The following is a 16306-nucleotide window of genomic DNA, read 5'->3' as shown; positions in this document are numbered from 1 at the left end:
GCGTTTTATTGGTTTTCATAGTGCCGAATTTAGAAATCCATTTGTACACATTGGTGCCTGATACTTCGTATTGTTTACAAATTTCTGAAACACGAGTTCGACCTTGTTCTATTTCTCGAACTTTCTCAATTTTAAAACTGTCACTAAAATGACGAAGGCGTCTTTGCGACACACTTTGAAGAAACGATTTTTTGTTTGCCATGGATAATAGATTTTATGTTTAAAATTTTACTTTTAAACGGTCAACCTATTTCAGGCATTGACAAATGACGAATGGTAAATTATCTTTCCAATTTAGTATCTTTTATTTATTAATTCTATTTGAAATATAATCCTCATTATTCTTTCATTTTTTAAGTTTCTATTTATTCATATTTTTTATTTAACAATTCACCATATATCATTCCCCATTTATAATTTGCTATTCTCCAAAGACTACTTTGTGAGTGTAATTGAAACAATCTCCTTTTTTTCTCGTTATTTGTAAAAAGAATATTTATGAAATCTCTATTTATTTCTTGTATCGTTTTTTTATGTTTTCAAGCTTGTGGTCAAAGACCCAAGGATGCTGCTCAAGCAAATATACCTATGAAAGATTTACCTAAGTCAGAGGCTGAATGGAAGGCCAAATTAACTCCAGATGAGTATTATATTTTGCGTCAAAAAGGTACGGAAAGACCCTTCACTGGAAAATTTTTAATGCATAACGAAAAAGGAGTATATACTTGTAGAGGCTGTGGCGCTCATTTGTTTGCTTCTAATTCAAAATTCGATGCGCATTGTGGATGGCCTAGTTTTGACAAAGAAATTAAGGCAGGTGTCATCAAGGAAACAGTTGATAATACACTAGGCATGCGCCGCATTGAAATTACCTGCGGAAAATGCGGAGGTCATTTAGGCCACGTTTTCGACGATGGTCCTACCGAAACCGGTCTGCGCTATTGCGTCAATTCCGTTTCCTTGGGTTTTGAGGCAAGCAAATAAAGAATTATAAATTATGGATTATAAATTATAGATTATTGATGTTATTTGTTTAGAATTGGACATAACCGACTACTCATTTATGATCCATAATTTATAATCCATAATTTATAATTTATTTAGCTCTGCTCTTCCAATCAAACCTACATTTTTCCAAGTTAATTTTCCGTCTTGGTATAGTTCCAAATAGGGGATGGCTTCAATGTTTTTAGCTTTGGCTAATTCAGGATTCGCATCAACGTCAATTTTAATCAATTCAACGGCACCTTTTTGATCTTTTACATAGGCTTCTAAGATTGGGCTTAATGTTTTGCAAGGACCACACCAAGTGGCATTGTAGTCAATAATAACCTTTTTCTTTCCCTTTATTTGGGTTTCAAATGTAGCCAAGGTCATGCCAGCTTGTTGACTAGCAGCTCCCTCTTCCATGGATAATGGTAAGTTGGCTGCATTCCAGGCTAAGATTCCTCCGCCTAAATTATAGACCTCTTTGAAGCCCATGGCAACGAGTTGCTGGGCTGCTTGAGAGGATCTACCTCCCGACAAACAATAGACATACACCGCTTTGTTTTTATCCAAGGACTCTGTTGCCTGCTGGAATGCACCTGAACTGATATCCGCCGAAATAGCCCCAGCTATATGTCCACCTGCATATTCATCTGGTGTCCTAACATCCAATACTTGATTGGATGCATTGGTTTGAATGGCCTGTTGAAATTCTGTAGCTGCAACATCCTGTAATCCATTTTCCGCAGGCTTGGAGCAAGAAAAAATAGTCAGTGCGATCAGTGAAGAGATGAGAAAAGCTTTCATATTTAATGTAGAATGTAGAATGTAGAATGTAGAATGTAGAATGTAGAATGTAGAATGTAGAATGTAGAATGTAGAATGTAGAATGTAGAATGTAGAATGTAGAATGTAGAATGTAGAATGTAGAATGTAGAATAAAATTTGTCAAGTTAAGAATTAAAAATGGCTCAAAAATCCTTAATTCTACATTGACTTAGCTATACTGCTGAATTATTCCTACCAAGGTATGGGCGGGAATGACGCCTGATTGTCGCCAGACGGATTTACCATTTTTGAATAAAATCATGGTAGGTACGGAGCGAATCTGGTATTTTTCAGCCGTTTTACGGTTTTTATCCACATCAACCTTGATGATTTTTGCGCTATCTCCAATTTTGGCTTTGACCTGTTCCAAAATAGGCTTCAATTGCTTACAAGGGCCGCACCACTCTGCCGAAAAGTCGACGAGAACAGGCTGCTCTGATTTCAATAATTCTGAAAAATTGCTCATGATATTGGCTTTTATATAGGCTTAACTATTGTAAGGACATCCAAGTTCCACCATTGTGCACTTGTTGAAATCCATGCGATTTTAACAATCTTTTGGCAGCACCGCTACGCATACCGGAGGCACAGCACGTGATGATTACATCCTCTTTTTTCAATTTGCTTACATTACTGGACAAAGTCTGCAAAGGTAGATTGATTGAACCTTTGACATGCCCTTGTTTGTATTCTGAGGGTGTACGAACATCAATAACTTTTGCTCCAGCTTGTATAAGTGCTTTCACGTCTACGCTAGGGCCAATGCCCAATAAATTTTTAATAAATTCAAACATGTTTTTGATTTTTATAGTACAAAGGTAGTATGGATTTATCTCTGAAGGCGTGACAATTGTCTCCTGAGTTCAGATTAACTGATGGATTTTGTTGCCACTAAATCTATCACAAAAGCCTTTCCTTGATGTAATGGTCCTTCATTTAAGACACATTCCTTTTCTTTTATATAGTCGATCTGTAAACCTTTAAAATCTTGGCTGAGTTCATCTTTGTTAAACAGCATATCTAAATCCTTAGGTCCGCCTGAATCTCGAACCAACTGGTCTTTATGAAATCCTTCCAAGATAATTTTACCTCCCGGTTTTAACCATTTGATGCATTGTTGATGAAATTTACGCCTTTCCTCGGGTATTTGGTGGAAAAAGATCAAAGCGATGGCATCAAAGGATTCTAAAGGATAGCGCACACTGGCAGCATCGATGCATTCGTAATGCAAATTGACGGTTCTTTCTCCAGCGAGTTTGTTCGCTTTTGCTTGGGCGGTGTCACTACTGTCAAATGCATGTACTTCCCAACCTAATTGTGCCGCAAAAACAGCATCTCTGCCTTCACCAGCTGCAGGAACTAAGAGTCTACCAACCACTAGTTTGCTTATGGTCTTTTTTAAGAAATCATTAGGCTCTATGCCGTATTGATATTCTTTTGAATCATATCGAGAATTCCAATTTGCTTTCATGTATAGATTGCGTACTTTGGGAAAAATTTTGAAAATGAAAAAAATACTTGTTACTTCTGTCTTTGCGCTACTATTGGGCTTTCATGCCTTAGCGCAGTCGCCTGCACATAAAATTGTGATTCAGGTGAATACTTCTGATACCACGGCATGGCATGGTGTGGTACGTAATATCGGAAATCTTCAATCTGCCCTAGGGCCAAATACTTCCATTGAAGTGGTAGCGCATGGATCAGGTATAGGTTTATTAATTGATTCAAAAACAACTCAAAAGGCTAAAATCGCTGAATTGGCGGCTAAAGGGGTTTCTTTTGTTGCTTGTGAAAATACCATTCGTATGAATAAAATTGATAAAGCTACTTTATTACCGCAATCGGGCTTTGTTCCTTCTGGAGTTGCAGAAGTTATTTTAAAGCAAGAAGCGGGTTGGTCTTATTTAAAGCCCTAGTCCCATACATTTTTAGTAGAGCTGGAGGCAACAACATGCTTCCAGCTTTTTTACATTTTACCGGGTAAAATCTCATTCCAATACAACCAAGGCAATATTTTGGTTTTTAATTGGTACATCGACCACCTTTCTTGGGATTGGTCAAAAGGAAAAGTTTCTGTGGGTACGTTATCATAATCAAACTCCGCTAAAATTAATTTACCATATCCTGTCACAATGGGGCAAGATGAATAGCCGTTGTAGGATGCCTGCATCGCTTCACCTTTCAACAGCGACAATAGGTTGGCCACCAAGACAGGCGCTTGCTTACGTATAGCCGCCCCCGTTCTAGAGACGGGTAAACCAGCCACGTCGCCACATGAAAACACATTAGGGAAACGCACATGTTGTAAGCTATGTTTATCCACTTCTACCCAACCTGTGGCATTGGCTAAACTACTTTTTTGAATAAAGTCAGGGGCTGTTTGGGGAGGAGTAACGTGGATCATGTCATAATCTACCCAATATTCTTGGTCTTTATTTGCCTCACCTATTCCCACGAATTTAGCTTTTTTAGCAGGACCATCAATTTCTACCAATTGGACAAAAAATTGAGTCTTGATGCCATAGCGATGTATAACTTGTTTTAATGTTTTTTCATATTTCTCCACACCAAATACCCGAGTTCCTCCACTCCAAAATTGAACATCGGCAGCTTTGTGATGTTTTTTGAAATAATCAGCGGAGAGGTACATGGCCTTTTGAGGAGCACCTCCACATTTAACCGGAGTAGGAGGATTGGTAAAAATAGCTTTTCCTCCTTTGGGGAGCGCTTGTACGCATTCCCAAGTATAGGGTGCTGTTTCAAAACTGTAATTGGAGCAAACTCCGTTTTTGCCTAAGCTTTCTTGAAGACCTTTGATGGCAGACCAATTCAATTGAATTCCTGGACTTACTACGAGATAGTCGTAATAAATAGACTCCCCATTACTCAATGTTAATTTATTTTTTTCTGCTTGAATCTCCGTAACCATGGCTTTGATCCAACTCACCTTATTGGGCATGACAGATGCCTCATCTCGAACGGTTTTTTGTATATCAAAAACCCCACCACCTACTAAAGTCCATGCGGGCTGGTAATAATGCTTGTCTGCAGCATCAATTAGGCCAATATCCAAGGAAGAATCTTGTCGTAATAGCTGGCTAGCTACTGATATTCCGGCATTCCCTCCACCAATGATGATGATTTGATGATGAATTCTCATGTGGTTTTCGTTTAACTGAATGTAATATTATGAGATTCAAGCCTAGTAATTCGTGATATTTGTCACTAGGGGGGAGAATGTAGCATGTAGAATGAAAAATGTAGAATTTATGGGAACGAGAATTACGTCGTGCAGGCCTGCGAAAGGGGATGAACGCAGCGGTAGACGAGGTTTTGACCTCAGCATAGGCGATGAGCGTCGGCGTCAAAAATATAGGCGATAGCGAAGTGAATCACGGTTCCGCAAAGCGGAATTCGCCTTGGCTGAACGACAAAAAAAGAAGTTTTTTTGTTTCTTTTTTTTCAAAAAAGAAAATCCATTTGAATTTATGAAACGAAAAAGTGCTTGATTTTAAATGAAAAGTATGATAATTTTTTTTGAATTCATCAATTTTCTGGAGCTTAACTTTCTTTGGCATTTCTTTTTTTTTATAAAAAAAGAAACAAAAAAAACTGAAGTAATACGGTTAATCCTAAGACGAATTCTGCTGCGCAGAACCGATTGTCTCTCCGCTTACGGCTTTAATATTTGACGCCATCGCACAAGGCCTGTGCGTAGAGTCAAATATCCGCCTTCCGCTTCGCTCAAGCTACGTTCCAATCTTTCGTTGGGATTAACCTTTTAATGTAGAATGAAAAATGTAGAATTTGTGTGATCGCGAATACCGGCAATTTTAGTGATTTGGGTTTAGGTATTAGAAGGGGAGAATGAAGAATGAAAAATGTAGAATGTAGAATGAAAAATGTAGAATGTCGATTCCAAAATAGATTAAACGTTCAACATCATTCAGGCATATACAACATTCTACAATGTAGGCAACCATGTACCTGAAGGTACACCTCTTGAATTGATTATATCAGCTGTTATTACTGCTTCCATTTTTCATGGAAATATATGCTTTTTTACATATAAGTAACATGGCTATGGTCTGAGTGCCAAGATTGTTTGTATTCGATGTTCTGAGATTCAGGCAAACTCTAAAATTTTATCACCATGGTTGCAAAATCTTAACAGGTAATTTTTATATCATCGATGTAAAATACTATAATTGAGGCCATTACAAGTATATGTTGTTTTCCAAATGTCCAGTTTATTAGTAAAAAAACTGGACAATTTTGAAAATTGTTAAATTTTTTGGTGCAGAAAACTTCGCAGATAGATTATTAAACATTGACACAGTTCGTTGAGCATTCCTAACAAAGTTTAATATTTCAATAGAATTATCTAACAAAATCAACTATCTCATATAATAGATCATTTTTTTATCTGCCGTAGTTTGATTCTATAGTTTCAACATACAAAAAACCACCACCTCCCGGTGATGGTCTTCGTATCATCTTATATATATTGGTTATTAATGCGGTAATTTTTCGCGTAAGTACCCGTAGGTCCAAGTGCCAGCAATGGCGCTTAAGATCACTACAGAAATGGATAATACTCCCGTGCCTAATTGAGCAAAGAGTGGTCCTGGGCAGGCTCCCGTGATGGCCCAGCCAAAGCCGAACATTAAGCCTCCGTAAATCTGACCTTTGTTGAATTTCTTATCCGCAAACGTGATCTCTTCCCCGTGGATGGTTTTGACTTTCCATTTTTTGATCAAAAATACCGAAATAGCTCCCACGACTACGGCTGTGCCTATCACGCCATACATGTGAAAACTTTGTAAACGGAACATTTCCTGTATTCTGAACCAAGAAATGATTTCTGCTTTGACGAATACCACGCCAAAAACCAAACCTACAGCCAAGTACTTGAAGTTATACCACCATGGGTGCTTTAATTCCGATTCATTGATACACATGGTATCCAATGATCTTGCTTGATAATCAGCAGGATTACTATGTACGATTGTCTTATTTTCCATGTTGTTTAAAGGCTAAGGATGTAAGGTAAAATGAAATTGGCCATGATAAATCCTCCGACCATAAAACAGATAGTAGCTACCAAAGAAGGCCATTGCAAATTGCTCAAACCCATGATGGCATGTCCTGAAGTACATCCACCAGCATATCGCGTGCCGAATCCTACCAAGAATCCTCCGCCAATCATCATGATCAATCCTTTGGCTGAAAACAAGGCGTCAAAAGAGAAAAGTTGAACGGGAACCAAGCCAGAGAAATCAGTGATGCCATAGGCCGCTAATTCCTGAGCTAAATCGGGATGAATTTGGATAGGTTCATTGGAACCTAGGTATTGAGCAGACAAAAAACCACCCAATAAAATTCCACCTACAAAGAATAAATTCCAAGATTCTTTCTTCCAGTCATACTTGAAAAAGGGGATATTACTTGGAAAACATGCCGCGCAAATATGTCTTAAATTAGACGATATGCCAAAATGCTTATTGCCCAATAACAATAAAGCAGGTACTATTAAACCGATTATGGCCCCCGCCACGTACCATGGCCAAGGTTGTGAAATTGTTTCTATCATCGTTTTATTATGGTAAGCTTTTTTTTAGTTATTAGGTGTTAGTTATTAGGAAAGTTTTTGAAATAGTAGAATAGTGGAGCTTTGACTTTAATTTATATAAATCCCTAATAACTAATATATAACCCCTAATCACTATTGACTGTTTTTTTATTATTGAAAAACCCACTAAAAATATAACCCAGAAAGGCAAAATACAAGGTGCTATTCAGAGGCTTGGAAGTGAGTGGACAAGTGCCCGTACTACATCCAATTTGTTGCCAATAGAAATAGCCTGCGATTCCACCTAAAAAGGTTCCAATTAGTGCTAATTTATGGTTTTGAATGAACTTCTTCATATTCCGTTTCTTCTATGTTTTTAGAGGATGATTTCTTCGTACTTGTTGGAATTCCGCATCCCTGTGCTCCACAGCCTATATTAAACAAAGCTTGGATCAATAATATTCCAGCTAAAAGTCCTAAAAAAACTTCTTGCGTTTTAATGGACTCATATAACGCATAGCTGCCCATTATTAGGCGAGCTATGCGCATTAGATCCCACGGTTGTCTTAGTGTGTTCCACATTGGATTAGTTGTTTGCATAGACCAACATATCCTGCAAAGCACCACCGTTGTAAACTTCTTGGTAGCCCATTTGCTTTAACATGGTTAAGGCTAGTCCAGAGCGGTTACCACTGCGACAATACACAATGATGGGGCCGTCCATGGCTTTGAATTTATCCAATTGGTTGGGAATGGTTCCCAAGGGGATGTTAATGGCTCCATCGTAGTGGCCTTGCATGAACTCTCCGACTTCACGCACATCCACAATACTGGTTTTCGGGTTATCAATTAATGCTTGTAAATTCATGATTACAATAAAGTTGATGGACAAACATAGTCCGTGATGTGAAATTTCTCTGATTCTTTGATGGCTTTGAAACCTCCGTTGACATCAATTAAGTTATGGTATCCGCGGGCTCTCAGCGTTGAGTTGAAAATCATGGAACGGTAACCTCCGGCACAGTGTACGAAATAGGTTTTGTTCTTGTCGATCTTCAACATACTGTCGTTGATGAAGTCCAAAGGCGCATTTTCTGCTTCTTTTACATGCTCACTTAAATATTCAGAATGCTTACGCACGTCCAAGATTTCACCTTCTCCTGCTTCAATTCGCTGCGCAACTTCATCGGCGGAGATGGATTCAATGCTATCCACTTCTTTTCCTGCTGCTTTCCACGCGTCAAATCCTCCTTTTAAAAATCCGATAGTAAAATCGTAACCCACACGGGCTAAACGTGTAATCACTTCCTCTTCACGTCCTTCATCCGTGATCAACAAGATTTCTTGTTTGATGTCTGGAATCATAGCACCTACCCATGGGGCGAAAGAACCATCGATTCCAATATTGATGGAATTAGGGACAAATCCTTTCGTAAATGTCTGAGGGTCACGAGTATCTAAAATCAAAGCACCTGTTTCATTAGCAGCTACTTCAAAGGCCTCTGGAGATAGGGCATGCTGGCCTCTTTCCAATACTTTATCAATGCTATCGTATCCTTGAATGTTCATCAATACGTTTAATGGGAAGTAGGATGGAGGAGCAACCAAACCCGTTAATACTTCTTTTTTGAATTCTTCTTTAGTCAAATTCAGATTCAAGGCATAATTGGTTTTCTTCTGGTTGCCCAAGGTATCCGAGGTTTCCTTGCTCATGTTTTTTCCACAAGCTGAACCAGCGCCATGTGCTGGATATACGATGATATCATCTGCTAATGGCATGATTTTGTTTCGTAATGAATCAAATAAGTGACCTGCCAAAATATCTTCTGTTAAATCAGCCTTTACTTTTTGAGCTAAATCTGGACGACCCACATCTCCGATGAATAAGGTGTCTCCAGAGAATAAACTAGTTTCTTTTCCATGCTCATCAATCAACAAGAAACAAGTACTTTCCATGGTGTGACCTGGCGTATGAATCACGCGAATCGTGGCATTTCCTAATGGGAATTCTTGTCCGTCTGTAGCTGAAATACAATCAAAGGCACAAGCTGCATTGGGTCCATAAACAATTGGTGCACCCGTTTTAGCGGATAAATCAATGTGTCCAGAAACGAAGTCGGCATGAAAGTGTGTTTCAAACACGTACTTGATTTTGGCTCCATTGCGTTCAGCCTTTTGGATATAAGGTTCAACTTCACGTAAGGGATCGATGATGGCTGCTTCGCCATTGTTTTCAATGTAATAGGCACCTTGTGCTAAACATCCGGTATAAATTTGTTCTACTTTCATTTTCTTAGATAGTATGTTGTTAATGTGTTGTTTTAAGGTAGTTAATGCTTATTTTAAAGGGAATGCTAATTGTTGAATTAAGATATAAAGGCCCATGATGAGTACAAACCAACCAAAACCTTTTTTTAATTTGTCGCTGTCGACGTTTTTACTGAATTTATCTCCTACAAATATTCCTGCAATCGCTAAGGCTGTAATGGTTACTAACAAGGTCCAGTCGATGCTTTGATGCCCTAAATCTCCCGTGAAACCTATTAACGATTTCATGGCTATGATGAGTAGGGAAGTCCCAACGGCCTGTTTCATAGGTAATTTAGAAAGTACGACCAAAGCTGGAATAATTAAAAATCCTCCTCCTGCACCGACCAATCCAGTTAATAAACCAACCACAGAACCTTCTAGTAAAATGATAGGATAGTTAAACGTCTGTGGCACCACTTCTAGTTCCCCTGTTCCTTCTTTCCCACAATTCTCACAGGTTCCGCGAATCATAGAGATGGAGGCGGCTACCATTAGGATGGCAAATAACACCATCATTAAGATTGACTTGGTAATGACTAAATCCCCTAATTGGAATATTTCTGATGGAATTAATGGCACAATGAACTTACGGGTAGCATAGACAGAGATGATAGAAGGTATGCCAAAAATGATGGCTGTTTTCATATTGACTAAACCTTGTTGGTATTTTGGAAACGCTCCAACCAAGCTACTTGCACCCACAATGAATAGGGAATAAGCGGTGGCTAAAATAGGATTGATGCCAAATAAATAAACCAACACAGGTACTGTTAAAATGGATCCACCACCACCAATGAGTCCCAGCGAGATTCCAATCAGTAAAGAGGCAAAGTATCCGATAATTTCCATGTCGTGTTTTTCTTTTTTGTTGATACAAATGTCAAGCAATATTTTGGTCTAATTCGTGATTTTTATCACAAGAGGAAAAAATAGTTTTAGGGTTTTTTATTAGTCGGGTAATGTCTTGTCCTTAATTAGGTTGACAATTGAGCTTATTAAAAACTCATTTTAAATATTATAAAATCTGCACCAAAACCTCCTTTTTTTGTCGTACAGCCCTGCGAACCGTGATTCACTTCGCTATAGCCTATATTTTTGACGCCGACGCACATCACCTATGCTGAGGTCAAAACCTCGTCTACCGCTGCGTTCATCACATTTCGCAGGGCTGTACGACGGTATGTTCTATCAAAAATTCTACATTTTACATTGAACGGTTAATCCCAACGAAAGATTGGAACGTAGCTTGAGCGAAGCGGCAGGCGGATATTTGACCCAGCGCATAGGCCATGTGCTAAAGCGTCAAATATTAAAGCCGTAAGCGGAGAGAAAATCGGTTCTGCGTAGCAGAATTCGTCTTAGGATTAACCGCCTTTCTTCTGTTTTTTTTGTTTCTTTTTTTATGAAAAAAAAGAAATGCCTTAGAGTTCTATGCTTAATCATTTCTTATTATGAAACATGACCCTTCAGCTAAACTCTCAATGTAGCATGTAAAATATAGCATGTAGAATTCAAAAATTGATAAAACGGTCAACGTCATTCAGGCATTCACAATTTATAATTCATCATTTATAAATTATAATTTACAATAAAGTTTACTTGGCTCATATTCACTTTATTGATGATGAATTTATCGGCCAGAATATCGTTTTCCAATCCGCTTTTATGCACATAAATCAGAGAAAAGCTCGATCCCTTCCATTTTCCTTTTGGCTCAAAAGTTACCTCTATATTACTTTGTGAATACGAAGGCATAGCGTATTTATTTAAAGCAACCTCATTCACCGGGGGTAGACGAAAATATCCTTGAGCCAATTGAGCTTTTAATGGAGTTTTTTTCCATTGATAAGCAACTTTCGCTACCAATGCTTCCACATCGCCAAAACCTTCATTTCTTTCTCTAGGCATGAAGGTGAAGAAAGGATCTTTTCCCCATTCTCTGGGCATTAAATAGCGTCCTTCTCCTGTTATTTGATTGTAATTGATGGAGCTTTTCCATTGTTTATTTTCCCAGCCAAATTTCGCACCGAATGTTCTTGACATGGCTCCAGGATTCATGTAGGTTTTGGATGGATCTGGATTACCGCCGTCTTGAATGGCATGTTGCTCGATGTATTGAACTCCTGCAACCCACTGACTTTTTTGATTTGTGGGCCATTGTGCATCTGCTTGTAGCAAGCCTGTGTACATGACCTGGTCCACATACATATTCCAAACTTGAATACTCCAAGGTTTCCATTGCTTTAAGGTTATCCCTATCATTCCGATGCCTTGTGACTTAATGTTACCCAAGTAATTTGATTTAGACCCGTCTGGATTCAGACCCTGTGGATAAATCCCCATGGATTCTCCGATACCAAACCATTGTGTGGTGCTTCTAGGAGAAATGGCATGAATATATCCTACTTCCACTTTTGTGTTAGAAATGTTATTCCAATCTACCCAAATTCCAGACACAGCTGTAGGCCTCATTCTGCCATCTTGTGGATTGATGAATGGGGTATTGATCACTTGACGGCCCATTTTGATACTGGATTTTTGAATGGAATAGGCAACATATAATTTTTCTAATCGGCTCAAAAGAGCATTTGATTGCGGATGGATCAGGTCAACTAAGCCTATTTCATATCGGTTGAGGATCGGGAATTTAGGGTCAGGTACAAAAGAACTGGTATTAACCATGTTCATCCATTGGCCACTGATGCCCAAGCTAATATGCTTCCAAGGAGCGGATTCATAAGAAATGCCCACGCCTAATCCATGAGCGTAAGCATCGTATGAGGTGCCTACATTATCTGTATTCATGTAAAAATAGCGCAAATTGGGATGAATTTTCCCTTTGGTCAATACATGCCAAACCGAACTAGAATCTGGTTTATTGGAAGCGGTGGAATTTGCTGTAGCAATAGGCAAAACAAATAATGAACAGACCAGAATTAGGGAATATATGTTTTTTGCAGGCATCGTGTGTTATTTATAACACAAATTTCTGGCACATCTATAGCTTCTGGCGTGATAAGCATCACATGGGGGATTAAGAATGTAGAATGAAGAATGTAGAATGAAGAATGTAGAATGTAGAATGAAGAATGTAGAATGAAGAATGTAGAATGAAGAATGTAGAATGAAGAATTGGTACAAAAACCAGTAAGCATTTTATTTTCAATTCTACATTCTACATTCTACATTTTCAAATGTAAAATCTCCACTTCGTTCTTATGCAATTTGACATGGCCTTTTTCGGCAAGTTTTTTCATCAGGCGGGAAATGACTTCACGAGAGGAATTGAGCTCTAAAGCGATGTCCGTGAATGATGTTTTGATGAAATTACTTTTCAGGCTCTTTTGATGTTGTTTTAAATACCAAAGTAGGCGCTCATCTAGATTTCGGAAGGCAATATGATCCAGTGTATCTAATAGCTCTTCAAAACGAGCACGATAGGTTTCTAAGACAAATTGGTACCAAGAACGGTATTTAAGCGCCCATTCATCCATTAATTCTACAGGAATAACCAATACTTCCGTATCTACTAAGGCTTTTGCCATGATTTGACTAGAAAGCTGGCGAGCAGCACAAGTCATGGAAATAGCACAAGCTTCTCCGGGATGCAAGTTGTACATAAAGACTTCATTGCCTTCATCGTCTTCTCTAAATACTTTGACCACGCCGTCCAATACCAATACAGCCGAACGGATTTGTTGGCCTGTTTGCATTAAATATTCATCCGTTTTAAACTTACGAACCAATCCCACCTGTTGTATTTTTTTTAGTAACTCAGGTTCAAATTGTTGAAATAATTTCTGGGTAGTTTCAGTTGTTGCCATATTAGTAGGAAAGCGAAATAATAGCTTGTTGACGATTACTTTCATAAGCCGCATCTACGATGCGCATACTACGAATTCCATCTTCAACGGATACGGCAGGCTTTTCGTTCCCTAAAAGGGTTTGATATACATTTTCAAAGAAAGCCATGTAATTTCCCGTTTCTGATGGAATAGCACGTGGTTTATCTTCTCCGTCTATCCAAATTTGACCAAAATCCTGTTCGGAATCTTGTCCCCAATTGGGAGAATTGGGAAGTATAGCTAACTGCAAATCAGCCTCTTGTCGATCAGAACGATTCTTTAAAAAACTACCTTGTTTACCGTGCAATTGAAAAGAAGGAACAGGCAATTTGACAAAATAACCGGCCTTCAAACGTACACGTAAATTGGGGTAGTATAAAAGAATTTCAAAGTAATCATCCACTTGCGTGTTTTTTCTCGTTTTACGTAAATCCGCAAACACACGCTCTGGCATACCAAATAAGGAAATGGCTTGGTCTATGATGTGCGGACCTAGGTCGGTAACGACTCCAACACCTACACCTGCAATTTCTTTGTGTGCCTTGTAAGACAGATTTCCGTCGAAGCGGTCATAATGGAATTCAGCTTCCACTAATTCGCCTAAAACACCGGATTCTTTTACTTTTTTTACGGTCAAAAAATCAGAATCCCAGCGACGGTTTTGAAAGACAAATAATTGCTTACCAGCTTTCTCCATGGCTGCCTTTAATAGAATGGCTTCTTCAGCCGTGCGGGTAAAGCATTTTTCTACTAAAACATGCTTTCCAGCTTCTAAACACTTTAACGTATAGTCAAAGTGTGTAGCAATGGGGGTATTGACTACCACCAATTGGATTTGATCATTGGTTAAAACTTCTTCCAAAGAATTATAACTGATCACCTCTGGATATCTGGATTGAATGTTTTTTTGGGATCTTTCCCAGCAACCTACTAAATGAAATCCAGGATGAGTTGCTAAGAAAGGGGCATGAAAAACACGGCCAGACATTCCGTAAGAAAGTATGGCCGTGTGAAATAAGTTCGATTGCATGTGATAGGTTTACGTTAGATTAAGTAAAAATAAGCAATTTATTTTTTACCTGAATCTTGATCTAAAAATTCATATCGGGCATCTTTTTCGCCACGAATAACTTTAGACTCTACGTCCAACAGCATCAATTCTGGTTTAGCCTCAATTTTGGCTGCTGGCCAATTGGCTAAATTTCCTCCATTCGGGTTCCAGTTTTTGATGAAATTGGCAAAATATTCCTGCATGACTTGGGATACTTTATAATCTTCTGGGGTCCATGCATAAGTTAGATTTGTCGATAAATTGCCTAATGCATATTCAATTTCAGCTGAGTGAACAGCACCTTTTGGTTTAGGGGCTTTGGGTGCATTCGGGTCTCTTTTTACTACACCACCAGCAAGTGCTGCCTCTACGTCTTTTTGTACCATATCCGGTCTTGCACGAGCGAAATAATAACGATATACTGGTTGTTGGCTATGTCTGCGATGTAAATCAAACCATTTCCAAGTTGAGAAACCTAAGAAACGATCTCCAGCTAAGTCGGTAGCGGATTGCTCTGCTTCTTCCGCCGTATTGGCAGGGTATAATTGCAAAATTTGATCGGCTTTGTCTTTGTACAATTCTTTAACTACTTCTTTGAAAACTTCTGGAGATGCAGCTTTTCCTTTGGTAATAGCACGGAAGTTCATTTCTTCGGAATTCCAACCTACCAATAAAGGTACTTGGGATTGTTCTCCTGCTTCGAAAATCTCACGAACTGTTTTTGGCATGAAATAGCCATCAATATTACCTGGGAAGCTTAAGGTCTTAGAATCAACCATTTTTTGATATAATTCGTAGGTCGACATAGCTCTCAATTCTTTCAAGGAAGTAGCTCCAATTTTCTTAACCCAATCTGCTCCATATTTTTCTGAATCTTTTAGGCTCATGGGTGCTAAGGTATTACTTAACCAACCGCCACTTTCACCGATAGCCCCTTGAAATAGGCCTTTTGCTAAAGGAGAGGCCATTTGTGCGGAAACGGCAATAGAGCCAGCAGATTCTCCTGCAATAGTCACGTGATTGGGATCTCCACCGAATTGTGCAATGTTCGCTTTGACCCATTTTAATGCAGCCACCATGTCCATGTAGCCATAATTTCCAGAGGCTTTATTCGGCGACTCTTGCGTTAATTCTGGATGTGAGAAGAAACCAAATAGGTTCAAGCGGTAATTGATGGTTACGGAAACTACGCCTTTTTTTGCCATGGATTCTCCATCGTAGCGTGGTTCAGAGCCATCTCCAGCCATAAAACCGCCGCCATAAAAATAGACCAATACGGGTAGTTTAGCTCCTGATTCTACTTTAGGAGTCCAAACGTTTAAGTATAAGCAATCTTCGCTCATGCCGTTGCTTCGGAATCCCATATCACCAAAGATGGGAGTCTGTACGGCTTTTGGACCAAATTGTTTAGCTTGCAATACTCCATTCCAAGATTTTGGTTCTTGAGGAGCTTTCCAGCGCAATTCTCCTACAGGAGCTTGAGCAAAGGGAATGCCTTTGAAACTTACGATTTTAGATCGAGTGTCAAGTTCACCTTCTACCGTTCCGTTTTTGGTTTTTACTTGTACATCGATACCATAGGAGTTTTTGGGTCCTTGTGCATGCATAGTAAACAGGGATAGGCTGAAAAGGCAGCCTGCAGCTAGTTGTAAGATTCTTTTCATGTGTATTGAATAATTATTGTATCAGTTTGTTACAATAGTAATTCTCGAT

19 protein-coding genes are annotated in these 16306 nt (G+C 38.9%); 2 read left to right on the top strand and 17 right to left on the bottom strand.

Annotated features, from left to right (window positions below):
- Positions 1-202, bottom strand: a 202-nt coding sequence (locus G9H65_RS12580) for a transposase (protein WP_205753310.1), incomplete at its 3' end; no start/stop codon positions are given.
- Between the two features lie 296 nt (positions 203-498).
- Between G9H65_RS12580 and msrB the strand changes: the two genes are divergently transcribed.
- The gene (gene msrB, locus G9H65_RS12575; protein WP_166375686.1) at positions 499-984 is read left to right on the top strand and encodes a peptide-methionine (R)-S-oxide reductase MsrB; all 486 of its coding nucleotides are present in this window, start codon (positions 499-501) and stop codon (positions 982-984) included.
- A 105-nt stretch (positions 985-1089) separates the two neighbouring features.
- On the opposite strand, the gene G9H65_RS12570 is transcribed toward msrB, so the two are convergent.
- The 4 genes from G9H65_RS12570 to G9H65_RS12555 form a co-directional block, all read right to left on the bottom strand.
- Entirely contained in the window at positions 1090-1794 is a 705-nt protein-coding gene (locus G9H65_RS12570) for a thioredoxin domain-containing protein (RefSeq protein WP_166375685.1), read from the bottom strand.
- Positions 1795-1984: 190 nt separating this feature from the next.
- Entirely contained in the window at positions 1985-2281 is a 297-nt protein-coding gene (trxA, locus tag G9H65_RS12565; protein WP_166375684.1) for a thioredoxin, read from the bottom strand.
- A 25-nt stretch (positions 2282-2306) separates the two neighbouring features.
- Complete coding sequence (locus tag G9H65_RS12560; RefSeq protein WP_166375683.1) at positions 2307-2609, bottom strand: rhodanese-like domain-containing protein; 303 nt, start codon at positions 2607-2609, stop codon at positions 2307-2309.
- Positions 2610-2683: 74 nt separating this feature from the next.
- Positions 2684-3286, bottom strand: coding sequence for a class I SAM-dependent methyltransferase (locus G9H65_RS12555; RefSeq protein WP_166375682.1), 603 nt, complete (start codon positions 3284-3286; stop codon positions 2684-2686).
- A gap of 34 nt (positions 3287-3320) precedes the next feature.
- Between G9H65_RS12555 and G9H65_RS12550 the strand changes: the two genes are divergently transcribed.
- A complete protein-coding gene (locus G9H65_RS12550) occupies positions 3321-3731 on the top strand; it encodes a DsrE family protein (protein ID WP_166375681.1) in 411 nt (136 codons plus the stop codon).
- Between the two features lie 50 nt (positions 3732-3781).
- Here G9H65_RS12550 and G9H65_RS12545 read toward each other — a convergent pair whose 3' ends face one another.
- The 12 genes from G9H65_RS12545 to G9H65_RS12490 all read right to left on the bottom strand — a co-directional run bounded on the left by G9H65_RS12545 (position 3782) and on the right by G9H65_RS12490 (position 16257).
- Complete coding sequence (locus G9H65_RS12545; RefSeq protein WP_166375680.1) at positions 3782-4975, bottom strand: NAD(P)/FAD-dependent oxidoreductase; 1194 nt, start codon at positions 4973-4975, stop codon at positions 3782-3784.
- A 1354-nt stretch (positions 4976-6329) separates the two neighbouring features.
- On the bottom strand, positions 6330-6776 hold the full coding sequence (locus G9H65_RS12540; RefSeq protein WP_205753314.1) for a DUF6691 family protein: 447 nt from the start codon (positions 6774-6776) through the stop codon (positions 6330-6332).
- 68 nt (positions 6777-6844) lie between these two features.
- Positions 6845-7408, bottom strand: coding sequence for a YeeE/YedE family protein (locus tag G9H65_RS12535; RefSeq protein ID WP_166375678.1), 564 nt, complete (start codon positions 7406-7408; stop codon positions 6845-6847).
- 125 nt (positions 7409-7533) lie between these two features.
- The gene (locus tag G9H65_RS12530; protein ID WP_166375677.1) at positions 7534-7743 is read right to left on the bottom strand and encodes a DUF6132 family protein; all 210 of its coding nucleotides are present in this window, start codon (positions 7741-7743) and stop codon (positions 7534-7536) included.
- Complete coding sequence (locus G9H65_RS12525; protein WP_235927514.1) at positions 7718-7915, bottom strand: hypothetical protein; 198 nt, start codon at positions 7913-7915, stop codon at positions 7718-7720. The genes G9H65_RS12530 and G9H65_RS12525 overlap by 26 nt, the downstream gene beginning before the upstream one ends.
- A 58-nt stretch (positions 7916-7973) precedes the next feature.
- The gene (locus G9H65_RS12520) at positions 7974-8255 is read right to left on the bottom strand and encodes a rhodanese-like domain-containing protein (RefSeq protein WP_166375675.1); all 282 of its coding nucleotides are present in this window, start codon (positions 8253-8255) and stop codon (positions 7974-7976) included.
- Between the two features lie 2 nt (positions 8256-8257).
- Positions 8258-9676 (bottom strand): MBL fold metallo-hydrolase, encoded by a 1419-nt coding sequence (locus tag G9H65_RS12515; RefSeq protein ID WP_166375674.1) that lies wholly within the window; start codon positions 9674-9676, stop codon positions 8258-8260.
- Positions 9677-9724: 48 nt separating this feature from the next.
- Positions 9725-10546 carry a sulfite exporter TauE/SafE family protein gene (locus G9H65_RS12510; protein ID WP_166375673.1) on the bottom strand — a complete coding sequence of 274 codons (822 nt, stop codon included), beginning with the start codon at positions 10544-10546 and terminating at the stop codon, positions 9725-9727.
- A 720-nt stretch (positions 10547-11266) separates the two neighbouring features.
- The gene (locus G9H65_RS12505) at positions 11267-12661 is read right to left on the bottom strand and encodes an OprD family outer membrane porin (protein WP_166375672.1); all 1395 of its coding nucleotides are present in this window, start codon (positions 12659-12661) and stop codon (positions 11267-11269) included.
- 218 nt (positions 12662-12879) lie between these two features.
- Positions 12880-13521, bottom strand: coding sequence for a Crp/Fnr family transcriptional regulator (locus G9H65_RS12500; protein ID WP_166375671.1), 642 nt, complete (start codon positions 13519-13521; stop codon positions 12880-12882).
- A gap of 1 nt (position 13522) precedes the next feature.
- The gene (locus tag G9H65_RS12495; protein ID WP_166375670.1) at positions 13523-14572 is read right to left on the bottom strand and encodes a Gfo/Idh/MocA family oxidoreductase; all 1050 of its coding nucleotides are present in this window, start codon (positions 14570-14572) and stop codon (positions 13523-13525) included.
- Between the two features lie 38 nt (positions 14573-14610).
- Positions 14611-16257 (bottom strand): carboxylesterase/lipase family protein, encoded by a 1647-nt coding sequence (locus G9H65_RS12490; protein WP_166375669.1) that lies wholly within the window; start codon positions 16255-16257, stop codon positions 14611-14613.
- Between the last annotated feature and the right edge of the window lie 49 nt (positions 16258-16306).

Source organism: Aquirufa ecclesiirivi (assembly GCF_011250515.1).
Lineage (GTDB): Bacteria > Bacteroidota > Bacteroidia > Cytophagales > Spirosomataceae > Aquirufa > Aquirufa ecclesiirivi.
This window is presented reverse-complemented; position numbering and strand designations above follow the sequence as displayed.

What these genes read in the sequence shown, in the direction of transcription:
- G9H65_RS12515 (WP_166375674.1), bottom strand. Translation starts at nt 9,676, where the DNA reads ATGAAAGTAGAACAAATTTATACCGGATGTTTAGCACAAGGTGCCTAT.
- G9H65_RS12495 (WP_166375670.1), bottom strand. Translation starts at nt 14,572, where the DNA reads ATGCAATCGAACTTATTTCACACGGCCATACTTTCTTACGGAATGTCT.
- G9H65_RS12560 (WP_166375683.1), bottom strand. Translation starts at nt 2,609, where the DNA reads ATGTTTGAATTTATTAAAAATTTATTGGGCATTGGCCCTAGCGTAGAC.
- G9H65_RS12530 (WP_166375677.1), bottom strand. Translation starts at nt 7,743, where the DNA reads ATGAAGAAGTTCATTCAAAACCATAAATTAGCACTAATTGGAACCTTT.
- trxA (WP_166375684.1), bottom strand. Translation starts at nt 2,281, where the DNA reads ATGAGCAATTTTTCAGAATTATTGAAATCAGAGCAGCCTGTTCTCGTC.
- G9H65_RS12570 (WP_166375685.1), bottom strand. Translation starts at nt 1,794, where the DNA reads ATGAAAGCTTTTCTCATCTCTTCACTGATCGCACTGACTATTTTTTCT.
- G9H65_RS12500 (WP_166375671.1), bottom strand. Translation starts at nt 13,521, where the DNA reads ATGGCAACAACTGAAACTACCCAGAAATTATTTCAACAATTTGAACCT.
- G9H65_RS12510 (WP_166375673.1), bottom strand. Translation starts at nt 10,546, where the DNA reads ATGGAAATTATCGGATACTTTGCCTCTTTACTGATTGGAATCTCGCTG.
- G9H65_RS12550 (WP_166375681.1), top strand. Translation starts at nt 3,321, where the DNA reads ATGAAAAAAATACTTGTTACTTCTGTCTTTGCGCTACTATTGGGCTTT.
- G9H65_RS12535 (WP_166375678.1), bottom strand. Translation starts at nt 7,408, where the DNA reads ATGATAGAAACAATTTCACAACCTTGGCCATGGTACGTGGCGGGGGCC.
- G9H65_RS12540 (WP_205753314.1), bottom strand. Translation starts at nt 6,776, where the DNA reads ATGTGTATCAATGAATCGGAATTAAAGCACCCATGGTGGTATAACTTC.
- G9H65_RS12520 (WP_166375675.1), bottom strand. Translation starts at nt 8,255, where the DNA reads ATGAATTTACAAGCATTAATTGATAACCCGAAAACCAGTATTGTGGAT.
- G9H65_RS12505 (WP_166375672.1), bottom strand. Translation starts at nt 12,661, where the DNA reads ATGCCTGCAAAAAACATATATTCCCTAATTCTGGTCTGTTCATTATTT.
- G9H65_RS12490 (WP_166375669.1), bottom strand. Translation starts at nt 16,257, where the DNA reads ATGAAAAGAATCTTACAACTAGCTGCAGGCTGCCTTTTCAGCCTATCC.
- G9H65_RS12525 (WP_235927514.1), bottom strand. Translation starts at nt 7,915, where the DNA reads ATGGGCAGCTATGCGTTATATGAGTCCATTAAAACGCAAGAAGTTTTT.
- msrB (WP_166375686.1), top strand. Translation starts at nt 499, where the DNA reads ATGAAATCTCTATTTATTTCTTGTATCGTTTTTTTATGTTTTCAAGCT.
- G9H65_RS12545 (WP_166375680.1), bottom strand. Translation starts at nt 4,975, where the DNA reads ATGAGAATTCATCATCAAATCATCATCATTGGTGGAGGGAATGCCGGA.
- G9H65_RS12555 (WP_166375682.1), bottom strand. Translation starts at nt 3,286, where the DNA reads ATGAAAGCAAATTGGAATTCTCGATATGATTCAAAAGAATATCAATAC.